Source organism: Collinsella sp. BIOML-A6, assembly GCF_009875845.1.
Taxonomy (GTDB): Bacteria; Actinomycetota; Coriobacteriia; order Coriobacteriales; family Coriobacteriaceae; genus Collinsella; species Collinsella aerofaciens_H.
Genome location: NZ_WWSL01000007.1, coordinates 12,207 through 31,523, shown reverse-complemented (window position 1 = coordinate 31,523; position 19,317 = coordinate 12,207). Strand labels below are relative to the sequence as shown.

At 59.9% G+C, this 19,317-nt stretch carries 15 protein-coding genes; 14 read left to right on the top strand and 1 reads right to left on the bottom strand.

Annotated elements, in window-relative coordinates:
* The first annotated feature begins 2 nt into the window (after nucleotides 1–2).
* From nth to GT495_RS03675, 6 genes are all read left to right on the top strand, one after another.
* Nucleotides 3–668, top strand: a complete 666-nt coding sequence (gene nth / locus GT495_RS03700) for an endonuclease III (RefSeq protein WP_161161534.1) — start codon at nucleotides 3–5, stop codon at nucleotides 666–668.
* A gap of 328 nt (nucleotides 669–996) precedes the next feature.
* Nucleotides 997–2,463, top strand: a complete 1,467-nt coding sequence (locus GT495_RS03695; protein ID WP_161161533.1) for a hypothetical protein — start codon at nucleotides 997–999, stop codon at nucleotides 2,461–2,463.
* A 222-nt stretch (nucleotides 2,464–2,685) separates the two neighbouring features.
* Complete coding sequence (gene mfd / locus GT495_RS03690) at nucleotides 2,686–6,318, top strand: transcription-repair coupling factor (RefSeq protein ID WP_161161532.1); 3,633 nt, start codon at nucleotides 2,686–2,688, stop codon at nucleotides 6,316–6,318.
* Nucleotides 6,319–6,534: 216 nt separating this feature from the next.
* A complete protein-coding gene (locus GT495_RS03685; protein WP_161161531.1) occupies nucleotides 6,535–7,398 on the top strand; it encodes a phosphatase PAP2 family protein in 864 nt (287 codons plus the stop codon).
* A 45-nt stretch (nucleotides 7,399–7,443) separates the two neighbouring features.
* Complete coding sequence (locus GT495_RS03680; RefSeq protein ID WP_161161530.1) at nucleotides 7,444–8,469, top strand: low specificity L-threonine aldolase; 1,026 nt, start codon at nucleotides 7,444–7,446, stop codon at nucleotides 8,467–8,469.
* Between the two features lie 77 nt (nucleotides 8,470–8,546).
* Nucleotides 8,547–9,146: a GNAT family N-acetyltransferase gene (locus GT495_RS03675; protein WP_192924126.1), complete on the top strand. Its 600-nt coding sequence runs from the start codon at nucleotides 8,547–8,549 to the stop codon at nucleotides 9,144–9,146.
* A gap of 542 nt (nucleotides 9,147–9,688) precedes the next feature.
* Here GT495_RS03675 and GT495_RS03670 read toward each other — a convergent pair.
* On the bottom strand, nucleotides 9,689–10,411 hold the full coding sequence (locus GT495_RS03670) for a GntR family transcriptional regulator (RefSeq protein ID WP_161161529.1): 723 nt from the start codon (nucleotides 10,409–10,411) through the stop codon (nucleotides 9,689–9,691).
* A gap of 205 nt (nucleotides 10,412–10,616) precedes the next feature.
* Between GT495_RS03670 and GT495_RS03665 the strand changes: the two genes are divergently transcribed.
* The 8 genes from GT495_RS03665 (at nucleotide 10,617) to GT495_RS03630 (ending at nucleotide 19,165) form a co-directional block, all read left to right on the top strand.
* The gene (locus tag GT495_RS03665) at nucleotides 10,617–11,609 is read left to right on the top strand and encodes an SIS domain-containing protein (protein WP_161161528.1); all 993 of its coding nucleotides are present in this window, start codon (nucleotides 10,617–10,619) and stop codon (nucleotides 11,607–11,609) included.
* A 353-nt stretch (nucleotides 11,610–11,962) separates the two neighbouring features.
* Nucleotides 11,963–13,045, top strand: coding sequence for a DMT family transporter (locus GT495_RS03660; protein ID WP_161161527.1), 1,083 nt, complete (start codon nucleotides 11,963–11,965; stop codon nucleotides 13,043–13,045).
* A 183-nt stretch (nucleotides 13,046–13,228) separates the two neighbouring features.
* Nucleotides 13,229–14,014, top strand: a complete 786-nt coding sequence (locus GT495_RS03655; RefSeq protein WP_240131354.1) for a PTS mannose/fructose/sorbose transporter subunit IIAB — start codon at nucleotides 13,229–13,231, stop codon at nucleotides 14,012–14,014.
* A 174-nt stretch (nucleotides 14,015–14,188) separates the two neighbouring features.
* Complete coding sequence (locus tag GT495_RS03650; protein ID WP_161161525.1) at nucleotides 14,189–14,983, top strand: PTS sugar transporter subunit IIC; 795 nt, start codon at nucleotides 14,189–14,191, stop codon at nucleotides 14,981–14,983.
* 13 nt (nucleotides 14,984–14,996) lie between these two features.
* The gene (locus GT495_RS03645; protein ID WP_161162674.1) at nucleotides 14,997–15,830 is read left to right on the top strand and encodes a PTS system mannose/fructose/sorbose family transporter subunit IID; all 834 of its coding nucleotides are present in this window, start codon (nucleotides 14,997–14,999) and stop codon (nucleotides 15,828–15,830) included.
* Nucleotides 15,831–16,029: 199 nt separating this feature from the next.
* Nucleotides 16,030–17,013 (top strand): SIS domain-containing protein, encoded by a 984-nt coding sequence (locus GT495_RS03640; RefSeq protein WP_240128084.1) that lies wholly within the window; start codon nucleotides 16,030–16,032, stop codon nucleotides 17,011–17,013.
* Nucleotides 17,014–17,173: 160 nt separating this feature from the next.
* The gene (locus GT495_RS03635; protein ID WP_161161522.1) at nucleotides 17,174–17,803 is read left to right on the top strand and encodes an HAD family phosphatase; all 630 of its coding nucleotides are present in this window, start codon (nucleotides 17,174–17,176) and stop codon (nucleotides 17,801–17,803) included.
* Between the two features lie 354 nt (nucleotides 17,804–18,157).
* Nucleotides 18,158–19,165 carry a YitT family protein gene (locus GT495_RS03630; protein ID WP_161161521.1) on the top strand — a complete coding sequence of 336 codons (1,008 nt, stop codon included), beginning with the start codon at nucleotides 18,158–18,160 and terminating at the stop codon, nucleotides 19,163–19,165.
* Nucleotides 19,166–19,317: the final 152 nt, after the last annotated feature.

Here is a 19,317-nt window from a genome sequence, read left to right as displayed (position 1 = left end):
TTATGCCACGCGAGACCAATGCCGCCAAACGCGAGCGCGCCGTTGAGGTGTGCGAGCGCCTTAACCGTCGCTATGGCCCGGTCGAGTGCTTTTTGGACCACGAGGATCCCTTTAGGCTACTTATCTCGGTACTGCTCTCGGCGCAGACGACCGACGCGCAGGTCAATAAGGTGACGCCCCAACTGTTTGCCCAGTGGCCCACGTCCGAGGCCATGGCCGGGGCAAGCGTGGCCGATGTGGCCGAGACCATCAAGTCACTCGGCTTTTATAAGAGCAAGGCCAAGCACGCCGTGGAGGCCGCGCAGATGATCGTTGCCGATTACGGCGGCGAGGTACCGGCCGACATGAAGGAGCTCGTCAAGTTGCCGGGCGTGGGGCGCAAGACGGCGAACATCGTGCTCAACGTGGGGTTTGGCATTGTCGAGGGCATCGCGGTCGATACGCACGTCAACCGCATCGCGCACCGCCTGATGCTGAGCCCCAAGACGCATGCCAAAGAGCCGCTCAAGACCGAGCAAGATCTGCTCAAGATTCTGCCGCACGAGTATTGGGGATCGGTCAACCACCAGTGGATCACCTTTGGCCGCGAGATCTGCGACGCCCGCAAACCCAAGTGCGATGAGTGCCCGCTGGCAGACCTTTGCCCCAGCGTGCGTGTGATGGGGTAGGGGCCCGCCGCATTTTGTCGGCACCCGAGGACGGCGACTAATGTTGCGCAGCACATGTGGGTCGCGAGGGCTCAATATGATGGCGACAGATGCCGTTTGTTGTGAGGGGATGCCCGAATATGTCTTGCACCAAGTGTGGCTCCGAGATGCCCGACGGAACCGATTTTTATACGAACTGCGGGGCTGGGCATGCGCTTGAGCAGGAGTATATGTTGCCCCCTGCCGGCTCATGCAAAAATGTGTTGCTAATTTAGAAGCCTATTCAAGCGCGCCGAAGTCGTGGCGTGCTGGCGTAGCATGAACAAAAAATCAAGCAATGGAGGGCAACGTGGCAACATTGAAGACGCGAGAGCTTGAAGATTATTTTGAGCGCATTGTGCGCACGCGCGAAGGTGACCTACCTGGTCGTCGCAAAGGCGACGAATACTTGTCTCAAACCCATGCGCTCTACCATGGCGACCCTGCGCCCTGGGCTTTAACGCCAAAGATATTCGATAAGGATATGACGGCGCTTCTTAAGGAGGCGGCCGAGCGCATGTACGACATTATGGACAAGGTGACGCGGGCGTTTTGTTCCGATGCCTCCGTGCGCGCGTGGTTTCGCATGGATCCGGCTTTTGCTGACCTGTGCGCTATGGATGCCGGCTATGATTGCCAGATTCCCCTTGCGCGCGTTGATATCTTTCTTGACGAGGACGCCGGTTCGTATACGTTTTGCGAGCTCAATACCGACGGCAGTGCTGGAATGGTAGTGACCGATGCGGTCTGTCAAGCAGTGCGGATGACGCCTTCCTTTGAGGAGTTTGCATCCGACCACCCCGGCTTTCGGCAGTACGATTTGTGCGGTAGCTGGATAGATGCATTGTTTGAGACCTTTGCAGAGTGGGAGCTGGCCCATCCTCACCGCACCGAGGATAGTGCACGATCGGACGACGGGGCCCGCGTTGACGAGGGGCTCTATGCATCGCAATCAAAGATATATCCTGCTTCGGTGGCAATCGTCGACTATTCGGAAAGCATCGACTTGGAAGATGCAGCTCATTTTGTCGACCTTATGAGGCAGCGGGGTGTAGTCGCACGCTTTGCGGATGTGCGCGACCTGCGGATTGGCAAAGGCGAGAGCGGTGCTAGGCGCCTATGCGATGCCGTTGGTCCTATTGATTGCGTTTGGCGGCGCGCGGTGACCGGCGAGCTGTGGGATAAGCCGTGCGACGGACGCTCAGCCTTAATCGAGGCTGCCCAAGAAGGGCTTGCATGCATCGTCGGTGGTTTTAGAACGTGGCCGTGTGCGACTAAGACCGTATTTGCGTTTTTGTGGTCTCGAGCCGGGCAGTCTTTGTTGGGCCCGGAGGAGCAATCGTTTGTCCGGGAGCATGTGCCCTATACCGAGATTTTGGACGAAAGCACCCAGTTGTCGAGATTTGCCGAAAAGGATCGATGGATTGTCAAGCCGTGCGGCGGCTACAACGCGGTTGGCGTTGTAGCCGGTTTGGATGTCACGGAACGGGAATGGTCCCAGGTGCTTGCTCGCGCTGCGGCAGCTGGGGCGATTGTGCAGGAGTATGCTCAGCAGTATCAGACTCCCTGCTTGCGCGGAACGCTTGTCGATGGGCCGCATCGAGGAGAGGCGCCCAAAGGACTTGTGGATGATCTTGGTTTTGCGCCCGCTTCTAATATGGAAGGCCTGTACCTGTATCGCGGCCGTTTTGCGGGCGTGTACACACGCGTCGGTTTTGCCAACACCATAGGTGAGTGGACGAGCCGCCTGAACGTTGCGAGCTTTTTTGAGGAATAGCCGTTTCTTGGGGCACCTTCCGTGGCTGCGGCGTTCGACGTGACGGGGAGATTTTGGCGAAGTCGGTGAGTTCAGTTCTGTCTGGCGTTTTTGTTGCGGGGCTGGGCGTACGCCTGAGCTGGAGTCCCCCCCATGCGCTACCATGACAGACAACGAATTTGACGAACGACCCGTCGAGCTTGCCTCGGCGGGCTTTTGGCGTTGCAATGCCGGAGGAACAGCATGCTCATTCACCGTATAGCCGCGCAGCTCTATACTGCCGAGGCACTGCAGACCGTCGAGGCCGGACTCGATGCCGGCGAGGACGTGACGCTGGCCGTGTCTCAGTCGGGCCGAACGCTTATGGCCGCCGCCCAGTTTGCGCGTCGTCCGCGCCCGACGGTCTACGTTGTGAGTGGCGAGGATGCGGCCGATCGCGCCGCTCGTAGCCTTGCCGCCTACGTGGGCCTGGCGCACGTGTGCCGCTTTCCCGAGCGCAAGGACTACCCTTGGCGCGAACAGGCGCCCGACGACGCCGTGGTGGCCCAGCGCTGCGAGGCGCTCGGGCGCATCGTGCGCGGGGACAACTGCATCATGGTCGCCTCGGCCCGCGCGCTGCTGCGCTGCGTGCCGCCGGTCGAGAGCCACTACTGGGAGTCCACTACTTTTGCGGTGGGCGAGGAGATTCCCTTTGATGAGGTGCCGCAGCGTCTGGTGGGCATGGGCTACACCAATGCCGGTACCGCCGACGCGCCCGGCCTGTTCCGCGTGCACGGCGACACCGTCGAGGTGTTTCCCGCGCAGGAAAAGGCGCCTGTGCGCATTGAGTTTTTCGGCGACGAGATCGACCGCATCCGCCGCATGGTGAGCTCTACGGGGCAGACCATCGGCAACGAGGACAGCATCGAGATCTTCCCCTGTCGCGAGCTCGCACTCACTGACGACGCCGTCCACAACATGCACGTGGCGCTCTACCGCGCCAGTCAGGACGACAGTAAGCTGGCGGCACTGCTCGAGATGGTGGATGCGCGCATCGTCACGCCCGAGCTCGACCGCTTTTTGCCGGTGATGTACGGCCAGACCGTGAGCCCGCTGTCGCATGTGAGCGGCAAGGCGCTCGTGGTGCTGTCCGAGCCGCGCTCGCTGTTCGACGATTGCCTGCGCGCCTACGAGGATATCGAGGCACGTGCCGGCGAGGCGGGGGTCGACCGTCTGGGCGGCCTGTACGTGCGTGCCCAGCAGCTCGACTTTGGTGCTCAGCAGCGCCTGAACTATGTGAGCCTCATCCGTGCCGGCGGTGCGGTTACGGCAGAGCTCAAGATTGAGCAGCCTGCCATCGCAGGCTCGGACAACCGTTTTATGACGCGCATCCAGGAGGTCGTGGGCAAGCGCTATGCCTGCGTGTTTGCCATCCCCGACCGCGGCGCGCGCGAGTCGATGGAGCTCACCTTTGGCGACGAGGGCATTACCTTTGAGGAGTCGCTGACCGCGGCGCCCGAAAATGCCGGCGCTATCGGCGACCGCGTGCGCGTGGCGGCGGCGGATTCCGCCGACCGTGCCGTACGCCAGGAGGCCCATGCTTCCATTCGTGAGCGTAAGGCCGACGCGCTCAACGCCCGCTCGCTCGAGGCGGGCGCGACCCAGGCAGCCGCAGGCGCCGCCGTGCCCACCATCTCGCGCGGACGCGTGACCTTTGTCGATGCCGCCCTGCCGCAGGGCGTGGTGGTGCCCGACGCCAATTTGGCCGTGTTCTCGATCGCCGACCTCAACGCCCGCATGGATGCCAACCGCGCGCGCAGTCGGCGCAAGGTGGACATTACGCAGATCACCTTCCCGTTTAAACCGGGTGACTACGTCGTTCATGCCACCCACGGCATTGCGCTCTTTAGCGAGATCGCGCGCCAGGAAGTGGGCGGCAAGGAACGCGACTACTTTTTGCTGGAATATGCCGATGGCGACAAGCTCTACGTGCCGCTGGAGCAGGTTGACCGCATCACGCGCTACGTTGGCCCCGACGGCGATAAGCCGCGCTTGACCAGGCTCAACACCGCCGACTGGACGCGGGCTACCAACAAAGCGCGCAAGAATGCCAAAAAGCTGGCGTTTGACCTGGTCGATCTGTATACGCGCCGCTCGTCGATTGCCGGTATTGCCTGTCCGCCCGATACGCCCGAGCAGATCGAGATGGAGGAGAGCTTCCCCTACGACGAGACACGCGACCAGCTGGAGGCTATCGCCGACATCAAGGCCGACATGGAGGCGCCCAAGCCCATGGACCGCCTGCTGTGCGGCGACGTGGGCTTTGGCAAGACCGAGGTCGCCCTGCGCGCAGCGTTTAAGTGCGTGGACTCCGGCCGCCAGGTCATGGTGCTCTGCCCCACGACCATTCTGGCCCAACAGCACTACGAGACATTCTTTGAGCGCTTTGCCCCGTTTGGCCTGGAGGTCGAGGTGCTCAGTCGCTTCCGTACGCCGGCGCAGCAAAAGCGCGCACTCAAGGCGTTTGCCGAGGGCGCGATCGATGTGCTGATCGGCACGCACCGCTTGCTTTCGGCCGACGTGAACCCCAAGAACCTGGGCCTGGTGATCATCGACGAGGAACAGCGCTTTGGTGTGCAGCACAAGGAGCAGCTCAAGAACCTGCGCGAGCAAATCGACGTGCTCACGCTTTCGGCAACGCCGATTCCGCGAACCATGCAGATGGCCACGAGCGGCGTGCGCGACATGAGCCTGATCACCACGCCGCCGACCGGGCGCCGTCCCGTCATTGTGCACGTGGGGGAGTACGACCCCGACGTGGTGAGTGCGGCGATTCGTCTGGAAGTGGGCCGCGGCGGCCAGGTGTATTACGTGTCCAACCGCGTTAAGACCATTGACGATGCCGTGGCGCGCGTGCACGAGGCCGCGCCCGAGGCACGCGTGGGTGTGGCACACGGCAAGATGAGCCCGCGCGAGGTCGAGGACGTGATGATCGAGTTCGCGACCAAGAAGATCGACGTGCTCATCGCCACGACCATCGTGGAGAGCGGCATCGACAACGCAACGGCCAACACGCTCATCATCGAGGACTCGCAGCGCCTGGGCCTGGCACAGCTCTACCAGCTCAAGGGCCGTGTGGGTCGCTCTGCCACGCAGGCATATGCGTACTTTATGTTCCCGGGCGAGCTGCCGCTCACCGAGGAGGCGACGGCGCGCCTGACCGCACTTTCCGAGTTCCAGGACTTGGGCAGCGGCATGCGCATCGCCATGCGCGATCTGGAGATCCGCGGCGCCGGTTCGCTCATGGGTGCCGAGCAACACGGCAACCTGTCGAGTGTGGGCTTTGACCTGTTTACGCAGATGCTGGGACAGGCCGTGGCCGAGGCGCGCGGCGACGACGATGCCGGCGTGGAGGCGGCGAGCGTGGGCATCAACCTGCCGGCCGACTACTTCTTGTCCGAGGAGTACCTACCGGCGGTGGACCAGCGCGTGCTCGTGTACCGCAAGCTCGCGGCGGCTGAGGACCTGGAGAGTATCGACGAGGTGCAGGAAGAGACCGAGGCCGCGCATGGTGAGCTGCCGTTGGCGGGACTCAACCTGTTCAACCGCGCGCGTATCCGTATCCGCGGCGAGCGCCTGGGGCTCGAGAGCGTCACGCTCAGCGGTGGACGCATTACCTTCCTGGGGGTTGACGTTTCCAAGAAGGTAGCCTTTGAGCTTAAGACCCGCTATGGCGCGGTGAACTTCCCCAAAAGCCGCAAGCTGTCGGTGCCCTACAAGGCCGGCGCCGGCGCGGGCAGCGGCCTGGGTCGCGGCCTCGACGCCAGCGACGGCACTGGCCCCGTGGCCGCGGCACTCATGCTGCTGCAGCAGCTGGGCGCGACTGACGATGACTAATTGGGTCGACGCTGCAAACGCCCCATTTGGGCAATCTGACCCTCACTCGTCGGTCGCGTACTCAAGTACGCTTCCCTTCTCTTTCGGGCCACCTTGCCACAAATGGAACGTTTTCGCTTACTTATGCTCAGCCTGTAAGGGTATTTACGGGACAAAGCCATCTTCGTCTCACTCACATTGCAGGTTGACCGCCCTTCACCCGACCGAAAGGAAAGTATGTTTGGATACATCTATAAGAAAGATGTCGCCATTGTCGCGGTTATCCTGGCCTTTTGCCTGCTCGTTGGGTCGTTTTTCGATTACCAGATCTCGAGTGCGCTGTTCAACTCGTCCAGCTTGTTCGGTCGCTTTATCGAGGCGGCCGGCGAGCTGCCGTTCGAGCTGACGGCAAGCGTCGCGGGCGTTATGCTCGTGCGCTCGGCACGCCCCGATTCCAAGGCAAGCAGGTGGCTCGCCGCACTGGGCGTTTTGATCAACGTGAGCCTGGTCGGCTACGAGATTATCGGATCGCTGCGCGTCGGCGGCAAGCTTATTGCGTTTCAGCTGATGCTGACGTTTACGCTGGTCATTGTGGTTAACATTATTGCCTATCGCCTTACGCGCGACACCGCGCCCGACGAGCTTACGCGCTGGGCGTTAATGGTGCTTGCCGTGTGGGTCGCTCAAGCCATCATCCTCAACGTGGTTGTTAAGCCGTTGTGGTCGCGCCCGCGCATGCGCGTGATCGAGGTCACGCCGGGGCTCAATTTTCAGCCGTGGTGGGTGATCGGCAACCCCGACAAGTGGAGCTATATCGCGGCCGGCGTAATCAAGGACGGCTTTAAGTCGTTCGCGAGTGGGCACACCGCGCATGCGGCAATCGGCCTTATGCTTGCGGGGCTTCCCGCGGCGGCCTTTACGGAAAAGCCTTCGCGTCGCCGCGTGGTCTTTTGGACGGCGGCTGTGGTCGCGGCGCTCGTCGCCTTTGGCCGTATCGTGATCGGTGCACACTTTTTGACTGACGTGAGCTGCGGTTTTGCTTTGGTACTGGCACTTGAGTGCCTTGCCGCGCGCATTGCCTATCCCAACGGCGTACAATAGCTCCACCTGAATCATCTGGCCGATACCCGGTAAGAGAGGATTGCCATGCTCGCGTTTAACAACGACTATTCCCACGGCGCACATCCGGCAGTGCTGCAGGCGCTTATCGACACCAATATGGAGCCGCAGCCCGGCTATGGTACCGATGCGCACACCGAGCGTGCCAAGCAGCTTATCCGCGAGGCCTGTCAGGCCCCCGATGCCGACGTGTTTTTTCTGGTGGGCGGCACGCAGGCCAACGCGACGGTGATCGACATGCTGCTCGCGCCGTACGAGGGCGTCGTTGCTGCTGAGACTGGCCACGTCGCCTGCCACGAGGCGGGCGCCATCGAGTTTGGCGGCCACAAGGTGCTCACTATCCCCGGCTACGAGGGCAAGATGCACGCCGAGGACCTCGAGAACTATATCCAGGTGTTCTACGAAAACGAGAGCTACGAGCACATGGTGTTCCCGGGTGCCGTGTACGTGAGCCTATCGACCGAGTACGGCACGCTGTACTCCAAGGCCGAGCTCGCGGCGATTCACGCGGTGTGCCAGAAGCGCGAGATTCCGCTGTTTGTGGATGGCGCCCGCCTTGCCTATGCGCTGGCGGCCGATGAGTGCGACATTACCCTGCCCGAGCTGGCGCAGCTGTGTGACGTGTTCTACATCGGCGGCACCAAGTGTGGCGCTCTGTGCGGAGAGGCCGTGGTGTTTTGCGGCATCCACGCCCCGGCGCACCCCATTCCGCGTATTAAGCAGCACGGCGCGCTGCTTGCCAAGGGCCGCCTGACGGGTGTGCAGTTTGAGGCGCTCTTTACCGATGGCCTGTATTTTGTGATCGGCCGTCAGGCGATTGAGGCGGCTCAGGCGTTGCGCCGCGTGCTGCACGAGCGCGGTTACCAGTTCTTCTTGGAGACGCCCACAAACCAGCAGTTTGTGATTCTGTCCAACGAGGATCTGGGCCGCATTCGCGAGCATGCGGCGATCGAGTACTGGGAAAAGTACGACGAGGCCCATACGGTGGTGCGCTTTTGCACCAGTTGGGCCACGACGCAGGAGGACATCGACGCGCTGGCGGCTGTCCTGTAGTCTGATGTAATGACGAGGGGCCGCCTTGCGCTGGGTTTGGCGCAGGGCGGCTCTTGCTTTTGAGGGGGAGGGGCTGTATGCCCGAGAAATCCGAGATGTCCGAGCCGACGATTCGCCTAGCGACTCCCGAAGACGCGCCGGCGTTGCTTGCCATCTATGAGCCGTATGTGCGCCAGACGGCGATTACCTGCGAATATGAGGTGCCGAGCGTTGAGGAGTTCGCCGGGCGCATCGAGCGTACGCTCAAGCGCTATCCGTATCTGGTGATGGAGCTGGACGGGCGTCCGGTAGGCTATGCCTATGTGAGCCCGCTCAACAGCCGCGAGGCATACGACTGGTCGGTCGAGACGTCGATCTACCTGGCGCGCGACGCGCGTCATGGCGGGCTGGGCCGCAAGCTGCACGATGCGCTCAAGCAATGTCTGATCGAGATGGGCATCACCAACATGTGCGCCCTCATCGCCGTGCCGCACGACAAGGACGATGAGTATCTGACGCACAACAGTCAGGATTTCCATGCCCATATGGGATATCGCCTGGTCGGCGCCTTCGACCGCTGCGCCCAAAAGTTCGGCCGCTGGTACGACATGTGCTGGATGGAGCTGGTTTTAACCGAACGCACCCCCAACCAGCCCAAACCAACCTGGTTCCCCGACCTCCCCAAACCTACCATTTAGGGACAGGTTTATTTTGGCAGGTTTTATCTGGGCAAACGTTAAAGGCCGCCGCGAAGGATGTGAGTTCCTTCGCGGCGGCCTTTGCGTTGGGCCGTTCGATTGATAGGTTCAACCTGCGGATGTAGCAAAACTCCAGATAAAACCGACCAAAATAAACCTGTCCCTTTTTGGCAGGTTTTTGGCTGTCTTGCGGTATCAAATCACCGCAAGAAGTGCAGCCTTCGTACGCTATTTTGACCTGAATCGTCCCTTCGGAACGCCTTGCGAGCTAAGTGAGTAGACTTTTTGGCGCGGGGCGAGCACAAAGCTTATCTGTTTTAGTAAAACCGCAGGTCACGGAGGTGGCTGTTTTGGATGTGCTCGGCAGGTCGCGAAAAGCCTACTCACTTAGGTTTACGGTGCTGGATATTCTGGGCGGGAACAGTTGAGCTTAGGCGGCGCGTGTTGCCAGGCGATGTTGGCATTTGCGCCATGCCGGCTTGAGATTTAATAAAAACCGCAGGTAAAACGTTTATTATGTACATTTTGCCTCGTTTGGTGCGCTAGCCGATGGGCTCGGTGTATTTGGCGCGGTCAGTGCGTTGGATGCGCTTGGAGACATGGAGCGGGCGGCCGTCGGTGTCGTAGACGTAGTCGGTGATCAGGATCAGCGCCTGCCCGCGCTCAACGTTGAGCAAAAACGCCTCGTTTTGCGAGGCATAGCACACCTCAAAGGTCTTGTGCCCCTGTGCCGGCGCACGATGGAACTCCTGGCGCAGCATGGCGTAGAGCGAACCGTTGATATCGCGATCGATGAGCGACCCAAAGCTTGGCGGCAAATAGGTAGTCTCCAGGCACAGTGGCGCATCGTCCAGATAACGCAGACGGACAAGTTTGACGAGCTTGCTGCCCATGGCGGCGTCAAAGAACTTAGCTATGCTGCCGGCCGCCTTGGCATAGCCCGAGTCCACCGTGCGCGTGGTGGGCTTCATACCCTGACCCTGCACCTGTGCCGTGTAGCTCGAAAACACCAGGTTGTTCTCGTGGAGCGCCGGCGTGTCGGCCACAAAGGCGCCACGCCCGCGCTCGGTGCGAACCAGGCCCTCATCGACGAGCACCTTAAGGGCATGGCGCACGGTGCTGCGCGAAAGCCCCGATTCGCCCATGAGCTCCATCTCGGACGGCAGCTTGTCTCCGCGCGCGTAGATGCCGGCGGCGATGCGGTCACGCAGCGTACTCGCCAGACGCTCGTATTGGGCCAAGTTCTTTTTCGACGAAGTGCTCATGCGAACAACCTGTATCCAACTTGTATGCTTACTAAACCAAGCATGTATCCAACATGACAACAAAACCGCTAGTAATGACTTGATGAAAACTTTACCAGCAAAATTTCTAAGACAAATATAGCATACAACTAGTCGACATAACCAAAACGTGTATGTAACTTGTATGCCATCGAGAGCATCAAACGAGAAGAAAGGCTGATGCACGATGACTACTCAGGAACAGGTTAAGGACGTCGTCTCCCAGGTTTTGGCTGACAAGGCAGACAAGGGCGGCATCAAACGCGTCGTGTGGATTGGCGCCGGCGGATCCAACGGCGGCAACTATCCTGCCCAGTACTTTATGGAGCACGAGGCCACGCAGGTCGTGAGCTCCAGCTACACCAGCAACGAGTTCGTGCACGCAACCCCTGCCTACGTTAACGAGAACACCCTGGCCGTCGTCGTGTCCATGCGCGGCACCAAGGAGACCATCGTCGCCGCCCAGGTCGCCAAGGACCACGGCGCCAGCACCATCGCCATCTATGTTGACGAGTCCGCCCTCACCGAGGTCTGCGACTACAAGATCCAGTACGACAGCTTGGCCGTCGACGAGTCCTGCATGGGCCGCACCAACTCCGCCGTCGTGACCATGATTGCTATGGAGCTTACGCAGCAGACCGAGGGCTATGCTGAGTACGAGACCGCCATGGCCGCCTTCGACCTGATTGATCCCATCTATCGCAAGGCCTTCGAGTACACCCGTCCGCTCGCTGCCAAGTGGGCCGAGCAGAACGCCGACAAGTCCTGCATCAACGTCATGGCTCAGGGTCCGCTCTTTGGTGCCGCCTACGTCTTTAGCATCTGCAACGTGCAGGAGATGCTGCAGATCGACTCCTGCACCATCAACACTTGCGACTTCTTCCATGGTCCTTTCGAGATCCTGGACAAGCGCACCTCGCTGTTCCAGCTCATCAGCGTCGGCCGCAGCCGCTGCAACGACGAGCGCGGCATCCGTTTCGTCAACCAGTACGGTGGCGAGCGCGTCTATCAGCTCGACGCCAAGGAGCTTGGCCTCAACGACATCAAGGACAGCGTAAGTGAGTACTTCAACCACCTGATCTTTGCGCCGATCCTCAACAACGTGTACATGCGCGCGCTCTCTGCCGTCACCCACAAGGACTACATGACGCGCCGCTACATGTGGAAGCTCGAGTATTAGTTCCGCCGTTCTACCGAACGGCGGACCAGCCGACGCTGCGCGGGCCGCATTTGGACAATCTGACGTTCAACTTCAAGGGCGCGACCAGAAGGTCAGCGCCCTTTCGTTTCACGTCACCTTGCCTCAAATGCGACCCGCTCGCTGACTTATGCTCAACCAGCGGTGCCTTAGACGTTGGTGTACTCATTGGGGACGTTCTTAAATGATTAGTCATCCAAGAACGTCCCCAATGAGTACCCAATGAGTATGTGGAGAAGCATATTTTCCCGGTCGCCGATTTCAGTCTTGAAAAATGTATATAACGACTATAACGTAGCATGAAACATATTGGAAACAATACAGAGGAGGCTGCGTTGAAGAAAAGTAATGTGGGCTATGTGCTGGTGCTGATCGCCGCGCTTATGTGGGGCACCATCGGAATCTTTGTTAACGGAATATCGGCCCTGGGCGTTTCGTCTCAGAGCATGGCGGCTTTCCGTCTGCTGACCGGTGCCATCATGATGGCACCGGTTCTTGCCTTCATGGGCTGCCGTTCAAACGCCTGCGAGGGGAGGGCTGCTACGCCCTGGGCGCTGTTTAAGGCGAGCCCCAAGGAGCTCGTTCCCTGCGCTCTGGTGGGTATTGTTGGACTGGCCGTCGCCAACACCTGCTATTACGAATGCATGGGCGAGGTGGGCATGTCCACGGCCTCGGTGCTGCTCTATACCTCGCCGGTGTTTGGCGTCGTGCTCGGCCGCGTGCTTTATCGCGAGGACGTGACCCCCAACAAGCTCGTCGCCATCGTCTTTAACATTGTGGGTTGCGTGCTCGCGGTGACGAGCGGCGATCTTTCCGGTTTCCACTTCTCGGCTTGGGGCGTCGCGTCGGGTGTGATCGCCGGACTGTGCGGTGCACTGCTGGCTGTGTTTAGCCGCATGGCTACCAAGACACTTCATCCGCTGGCGGTGACGTTTTGGGGCTTTGTCTTTGGCGGATGCTTTATGGCGCTGCTTTCGGCTCCGTGGTCCGATATGGCCGCGGCAATGTCCCCGCAGCTCATCCTGCTGTTCGCGGGCTTTGGCTTTATTCCGACAGCTCTTGCGTACATCTTCTATATGCAGGGCCTTTCGATGGGTCTTGAGACGTCGAAGGTGCCGGTCGTGGCTTCTTTCGAAACCGTGGCGACCGTTCTGGTCGGTATTGGCGTCTATGCCGAGTCCTCCGGCGCGATCAAGGTCCTGGGCATTGTGCTGGTGCTCATGTCCATCCTGATTATGAATACCGACCTCTCCAAGCTGCGCAACAGCGTCATTGTCAAACGTATTGTCGAGAGCATGACCTTTAAGCCCAACGCGTGGTGGACCGAAAAATCTCAGGACATGGATCTGTTTAAGGAACGCACCGGCATCGCGCTGCAGCCCACCGTGCAGGAAAGCCCCTGGTACTTCGTGCGATAGAGGATTGCGCACAGGGTCTGACCTGGGGTTATGCAGCCAGCGCCGGCATACCCAGCCCCAACGTTTCAAGTACGTTAAACCCGTCAACGGTCGATTTTCACCCGCGAACGGTCTTTATACTAATTAGCAATATAAGCAACGTATAAGACGTTATAATGACCATAACGAAAAGGAGGAGGCAAGATGAATCAGATCATTCTCGCATCTCATGGTGGCCTGGCCGCAGGCGCCAAAGACACGCTCGAGATGGTTCTCGGCGACGTGTCGAACGTCCACGTCGTGTCGCTTGCTCGTGACGACAAGGAGCCCATCACCAATAAGGTTGAGACTATGATCGCCACGTTCAATGCGGACGACACCGTGTACGTGCTAACCGATATGCTCGGCAGCTCGGTCAACAACAGCATGGTCGAGCTTTCCCGCAACGGTGCGGCATTCACGGTGATCAGCGGTTTCAACATTCCGCTGGCGCTGACGCTCGCTATGAGCCCCGCCCCCGTCAAGGGCGCCGAGCTCGCGGCCCTCATCAACGAGGCCCGTACCGGTCTGACCAACCCCAATGCCCCGGTCGAGGTTGCCGCGGCTCCCGCCAAGAAGGCCAAGGCGCCCCGCCACAACGCTGGTCCCGCCAAGATTGTCCTCGCGCGTCTTGACTACCGCCTGCTGCACGGCCAGGTCGTTTTTACCTGGACCACCAAGGTCCAGGCCGAGCGCATCATCGTCGTCGACAACGCTGCCGCCAACGATGACATCAAGAAGGACGCTCTTAAGCTGGCCAAGCCCCAGGGCGTTCGCCTGAACGTCTTCACCGTCGAGCGTGCCCTCGCCAAGATGGACAAGCTCAACACCCTCGGCGAGCGCGTCATGTTCATCTTTGGCAACACAGCCGAGATGCTGCAGTTCTGCCAGGGCTACAAGCTCGACGCCATCAACCTGGGCGCCACCGCCAACCACGACGGTGCCGATTAGATTGGCGGCAAGGACAGCTCCGTCTTCTTCGACGCCACCCAGAAGGCCGACGTCAACCAGCTGCTCGACATGGGCATCAAGCTCTACGTCCAGCAGACCCCTACGTATCAGAGCGTCGACATTGACGCCAAGCTGTAATCAACCAGGCCTTTGCCTGACTGAAAGGAGAAGGGTATGAATACGTTCATCAGCGCGGTGCTCGTCGGCCTCGTCGGCGTGTTCTGCATGTGGGACTCCCGCCTGCTCGGTCGTCTTAACTTCGAGCAGCCCCTCGTTGGCGCTACGCTCGTCGGTCTGCTGCTGGGCGATGTGCCCACCGGCCTTGCCGTCGGTGCCGCCGTCGAGCTCGTGTCCATGGGTTTGGTGCAGGTCGGCGCTGCCGTTCCGCCCGATATGGTCCTGGGCGGCATCGTGGCCGCTGCCTTTGCGTGCCTGACCGATGCTTCCGCCGAGACCGCCATGACGATCGCCATCCCGGTCGCCGTCCTGGGTCAGCTCCTCGGCATCGTGTTCCGTTCCGTCATCGCCGCCCTCACACATGTGGCAGATAGCGCGATCGATAACGGAAAGTTCAAGACCGCTTACCGTATGCACATCTGCGTCGGCTCCGGTCTGTACGCCATCATGTACTTCCTGCCGATCTTCCTCGCCGTCTTTGTTGGCACCGACCTGGTTCAGGCCATCGTCAACATGGTTCCCAAGTGGCTGTCCACTGGTCTTAACGTTTCGACCAAGATCATGACCGCCTACGGCTTGGCCCTGCTGCTTACCATGATGATCAAGAAGGGTATGACTCCGTTCCTGTTCATCGGCTTCCTGTTCGCCGCTTACCTCAAGCTGTCCGTCATCGCGGTCGCTCTGATCGGTGTGTGCCTGGCTATCGTCTTCATGGGCTTCAAGTTCAATGGTTCCCATGCAGCCGCCGGTGTCGATTCCGACTACGATCCGCTCGAAGACGACGAAGACTAAGGAGGAACACACTATGGCAACCGCAACCAAGGACGTGTCCCTGAACAAGAAGGTCAGCCAGTTCTTCTGGCGCTCCTGGGCCATCCAGGCCTCTTGGAACTACGAACGTCAGATGAACATGGGCTTCCTCTACGGCATGGTTCCCACGCTCGATCGCCTCTATCCGGACGAGTCCGACCCCAAGCAGCTCGCTGCCAAGAAAGAGGCTTACCACCGTCACATGGCGTTCTACAACTGCACTCCGCAGACGAGCGCTTTCATCCTGGGCCTCGCCGCCTCCATGGAGGAGGAGTACGCCAAGGATCCCGAGAACTTTGACCCCGATTCGATTAATGCGGTCAAGACCTCCCTCATGGGCCCGCTTTCCGGCATCGGTGACTCCTTCTTCCAGGGCACCATCCGCGTTATCGCCTTTGGCCTGGGCGTTCAGCTGGCTCAGCAGGGCTCCATCATGGGCCCGATCCTGGCCATTCTCATCTCCATCGTCCCCTCTGTGCTGATCACTTGGTTCGCAGCCAAGATGGGCTATCAGGGTGGCCACGAGTACCTGAGCAAGCTTCAGGGCGGCGACCTCATGGAGAAGCTCATGTATGTCTGCGGCATCGTGGGTCTTATGTCCGTGGGCGGCATGATCGCCACGCTGATCGGCGCCACCACCCCGCTGCAGTTCGCTGACGGCACTGTCGTTATCCAGAACATCCTGGACAGCATGATGCCCCAGATGATCTCCCTCGGCCTCACCGGCCTTATGTACTGGCTCATCAAGAAGAACGTCAACACCGGTTGGCTTCTCGTGATCGCCATCGTGGGCGGCATCGCCCTCTCCGCGGCCGGCATCCTGGCCTAGTCGCGACCAAGCGTCTAACCGCTTTCCCCGGGGAGCCTGCCTGGCATCCCATACCCCAGGCAGGCTTCCATCCCTATAGGTGACAATGGGACAGTCCCTTTGTCGCATCCTCAACGGGCCGGCGATTCGGTCCAAACCACGGTAACCCTGCGAGTGTCCGGCAATGTGGCGCCGCAAAAAATCGAAAGGAATGTGTCAGATGTACGAGATCGACCTTAACCTCCCTAAGCAGATCGTCGCTGACGTCCTGTCCAACCACGAGATCCACAGCGTCGCCTTCGTCGGCTGCGGTGCTTCCATGTCCGACCTCTACCCCGCCAAGTACTTCCTGGCCAACAACACAGACAAGCTGAACGTTCAGATCTTCACCGCTAACGAGTTCAACTACGACACACCTTCCTGGGTCAACGAGCACACCTTCGTGATCACCTGCTCCCTCGGTGGCTCCACGCCCGAGACCGTCGAGGCCAACAAGACCGCCAAGAAGCACAACTGCCCGGTCGTCTCCCTCACCAACAAGGCTGGCTCCGCTCTGACCGTCGACGCCGACCACGTCATCGTTCACGGCTTCCACGCCAACTTCGCTGCCAAGTGCGAGAAGCCTGGCTACGCCATCGCTCTTGCTCTCGAGATCCTTCAGCAGACCGAGGGCTATGACCACTACGAGGACATGATCACCGGCCTCACCAACGTTTTCGATCTCTGCGAGAACGCCGCTCAGCACTGCAAGAAGCTCGCCAAGAAGTTCGCCGAGGACTTCAAGGACGACAAGATGATCTACTTCATGGCTTCCGGTGCCTCCGAGAAGATGGCCTATTCTCACGCCGCCTTCCTGTTCACTGAGATGCAGTGGATTGACGCCGCCGCCTACAACACCGGCGAGTACTTCCACGGCCCGTTCGAGGTTTCCACCGAGGGTAAGCCCTACGTCTTCTTCATGTCCGATGGCGCTACCCGTCCGATGGACGCCCGCGCCCTCACCTTCCTTGAGCGCATGGGCGCCAAGGTCGCTCTGATCGACTCCAAGGACTACGGCCTGGCTGACGCCGTGCCGGCAAGCGTCCTCACCTACTTCAACCCGCTGCTGCACCTCGCCGTTATGCGCGAGTACGGCAACCAGATCGCCGAGGCTCGTCAGCACCCGCTGACCATGCGTCGTTACATGTGGAAGCTTTCCTACTAATCACAAGTAAGTAGACCTTACGGGTTGATTGAGAGGGGATGGGGTTTGCACCCCATCCCCTTTTTTGCTCTGGGGAGGGCGTGTTCGTCGCGCTATAAAACCCCAGATAAAACCTACCAAAATAAACCTGTCCCTTTTTGGCAGGTGGGAGGAGATGCGTATGATCAAGGCAGTGCTGTTTGATATGGATGGCGTGCTGGTCGATACCGAGTGGTTCTACAACCGCCGCCGCGTGGCGTTTATGGAGGAGAAGGGCTTCCACTTTGACGAGATCCCCGATCTTTCGGGGTCTAACGAGCCTGCCATTTGGGAGGCGCTGGTGCCCGACGATGTTGAGCTGCGCGAGCACCTGCGCGTGGAGTACAAGCAAGTCTACAGCCCGGACCACCCCGTTCCGTATGCCGAGCTGCTCAATGAGCAGACGGAGCCGGTGATGCATGAGCTGCACGGGCGCGGCGTGAAGTGTGCCATCGCGAGCTCGTCCTATCGCGAGCTGATTGACGAGCTGGTGGAGATTGCCGGCGTCGCCGACGTGCTGGACTACACCATCAGCGGTCACGAGTGCAGTGCGTTTAAGCCCGACCCCGAGATCTACCTGCGTGCCATGGAGGCGCTGGGGGTTGAGCCTGCCGAGTGCCTGGTTATCGAGGATTCGCCTTTGGGCATCGAGGCCGGCAAGCGCTCTGGTGCCCGAGTTCTGGCGCTGCGTCCGCACGAGGGCGTCAACCTCGATCAATCGCGAGCCGATGCCATTATCGATAATCTGACCGACATTTTGGCCGCTTTGTAGTGTCAATCCGTCACAGGAGCACTGGTTCACTCGTCTTTTGCTGTGGATTGGCTTAATTTGTCATCTATTTGGATCCGTTTGGCTTCGTCTCAAGCTAAGTGAGTAGACTTTTTGGCGCAGGCCGAGCACAAGGCGTATCTGCCTTAGTAAAACAGCAGGTCACAGAGGTGGCAGTTTTGGGTGTGCTTGGCAGGTCGCGAAAAGCCTACTCACTTGGAATTTGGGCCTTTGGTTGTGGGGCTGCTGGTCCTTTTGATGGTTGTCGAGAGAGGGTGAATTGAGGCGCCCTCTGTCGCTCCATGCTACAATCGCCGGCATGCCCCACAACTACATCTGCCTTCGAAGGGAGCCTACGTGGCGAATGCCATCGATCAGCTCACGGACCGCGTGCTCGTGCTCGGCCGCCTCACCATCGTCCGCCGCGCCATCACCGCCGTGGCGGTCACAATTTCCGCCGTTCTCCAGACATTCCTGATCCAGGCGTTCATTCAGCCCGCCGACCTGCTTCCGAGCGGCCTCACCGGCGTCGCGGTCCTGCTCGATCGTGTTACCTCGCTGGGCGGCGTTCACATCGACATTTCGCTCGGCATGCTCGCGCTCAACATCCCCGTGGCGCTCCTGTGCTGGAGCGGCATTAGCAAGCGCTTCGTCATCTTCTCAATGATGCAGGTCATGCTCTCGTCGCTGTTCCTCAACGTCTTTCACTTCGCGCCGTTTTTGGGCGACAAGATCATGCTCATTTTTTTCGGCGGCGTGGTCTCGGGTCTGGGCGCTGCCATCGCGCTTAAGTCCGGCGCATCCACCGGCGGCACCGACTTTATCGCGCTGTGGGTTTCCAACCACACGGGTAAGACCATCTGGGGTATTATCTTTGGTTTCAACTGCCTTATCCTGGCAATCTTTGGTTTTATGTTTGGCTGGGACAACGCAGCGTACTCCATCGTGTTCCAGTTTATTTCGACCAAGACCATCGACAGCTTCTATCGTCGCTACGACCGCGTGACGCTGCAGATCACGACGCACAAGGCAGACGAGGTCATGACCGCCTATGTTGACCATTTTCAGCATGGTATTAGCTGCGCCGAGGTCATTGGCGGATACAGCCGCGATAAGATGTACCTGTTGCACGCCGTTGTCTCGACCTACGAGAGCCAGGACATTATCAAGCTGGTGTGCGACATTGATCCCGGCGCCGTGATCAACGCGTTCCACACGCTCAACTTTGTGGGCGGCTGGTGGGGCGGTCATGTCGACGAGCCCATGCCCACGGCCGTACCCGATCCCGACAAGCCCGCACGCATGGCCAGCAGGCAGGCGCGCCTCTGCGAGCAGGACAGCCTGCAGCAGGACGACGGCAGGTAGAGTGTTGGCATTTTGCCGGCCCTGCGTAACCCATTCGCATGAGCCCCTCGAATGCCCCGTTGCTTTCGAGGGGCTCTCGTTTGCCCAGATAAAACCTACCAAAATAAACCTGTCCCTTTTTGGTAGGGTGGGTGTATCGTTTTATCGTTATG

Bases quoted from the DNA above. Each gene is read 5' to 3' on its own strand.
- nth (WP_161161534.1), top strand. From the start codon at position 3: ATGCCACGCGAGACCAATGCCGCCAAACGCGAGCGCGCCGTTGAGGTG.
- mfd (WP_161161532.1), top strand. From the start codon at position 2,686: ATGCTCATTCACCGTATAGCCGCGCAGCTCTATACTGCCGAGGCACTG.
- GT495_RS03685 (WP_161161531.1), top strand. From the start codon at position 6,535: ATGTTTGGATACATCTATAAGAAAGATGTCGCCATTGTCGCGGTTATC.
- GT495_RS03680 (WP_161161530.1), top strand. From the start codon at position 7,444: ATGCTCGCGTTTAACAACGACTATTCCCACGGCGCACATCCGGCAGTG.
- GT495_RS03675 (WP_192924126.1), top strand. From the start codon at position 8,547: ATGCCCGAGAAATCCGAGATGTCCGAGCCGACGATTCGCCTAGCGACT.
- GT495_RS03670 (WP_161161529.1), bottom strand. From the start codon at position 10,411: ATGAGCACTTCGTCGAAAAAGAACTTGGCCCAATACGAGCGTCTGGCG.
- GT495_RS03665 (WP_161161528.1), top strand. From the start codon at position 10,617: ATGACTACTCAGGAACAGGTTAAGGACGTCGTCTCCCAGGTTTTGGCT.
- GT495_RS03655 (WP_240131354.1), top strand. From the start codon at position 13,229: ATGAATCAGATCATTCTCGCATCTCATGGTGGCCTGGCCGCAGGCGCC.
- GT495_RS03650 (WP_161161525.1), top strand. From the start codon at position 14,189: ATGAATACGTTCATCAGCGCGGTGCTCGTCGGCCTCGTCGGCGTGTTC.
- GT495_RS03645 (WP_161162674.1), top strand. From the start codon at position 14,997: ATGGCAACCGCAACCAAGGACGTGTCCCTGAACAAGAAGGTCAGCCAG.
- GT495_RS03640 (WP_240128084.1), top strand. From the start codon at position 16,030: ATGTACGAGATCGACCTTAACCTCCCTAAGCAGATCGTCGCTGACGTC.
- GT495_RS03635 (WP_161161522.1), top strand. From the start codon at position 17,174: ATGATCAAGGCAGTGCTGTTTGATATGGATGGCGTGCTGGTCGATACC.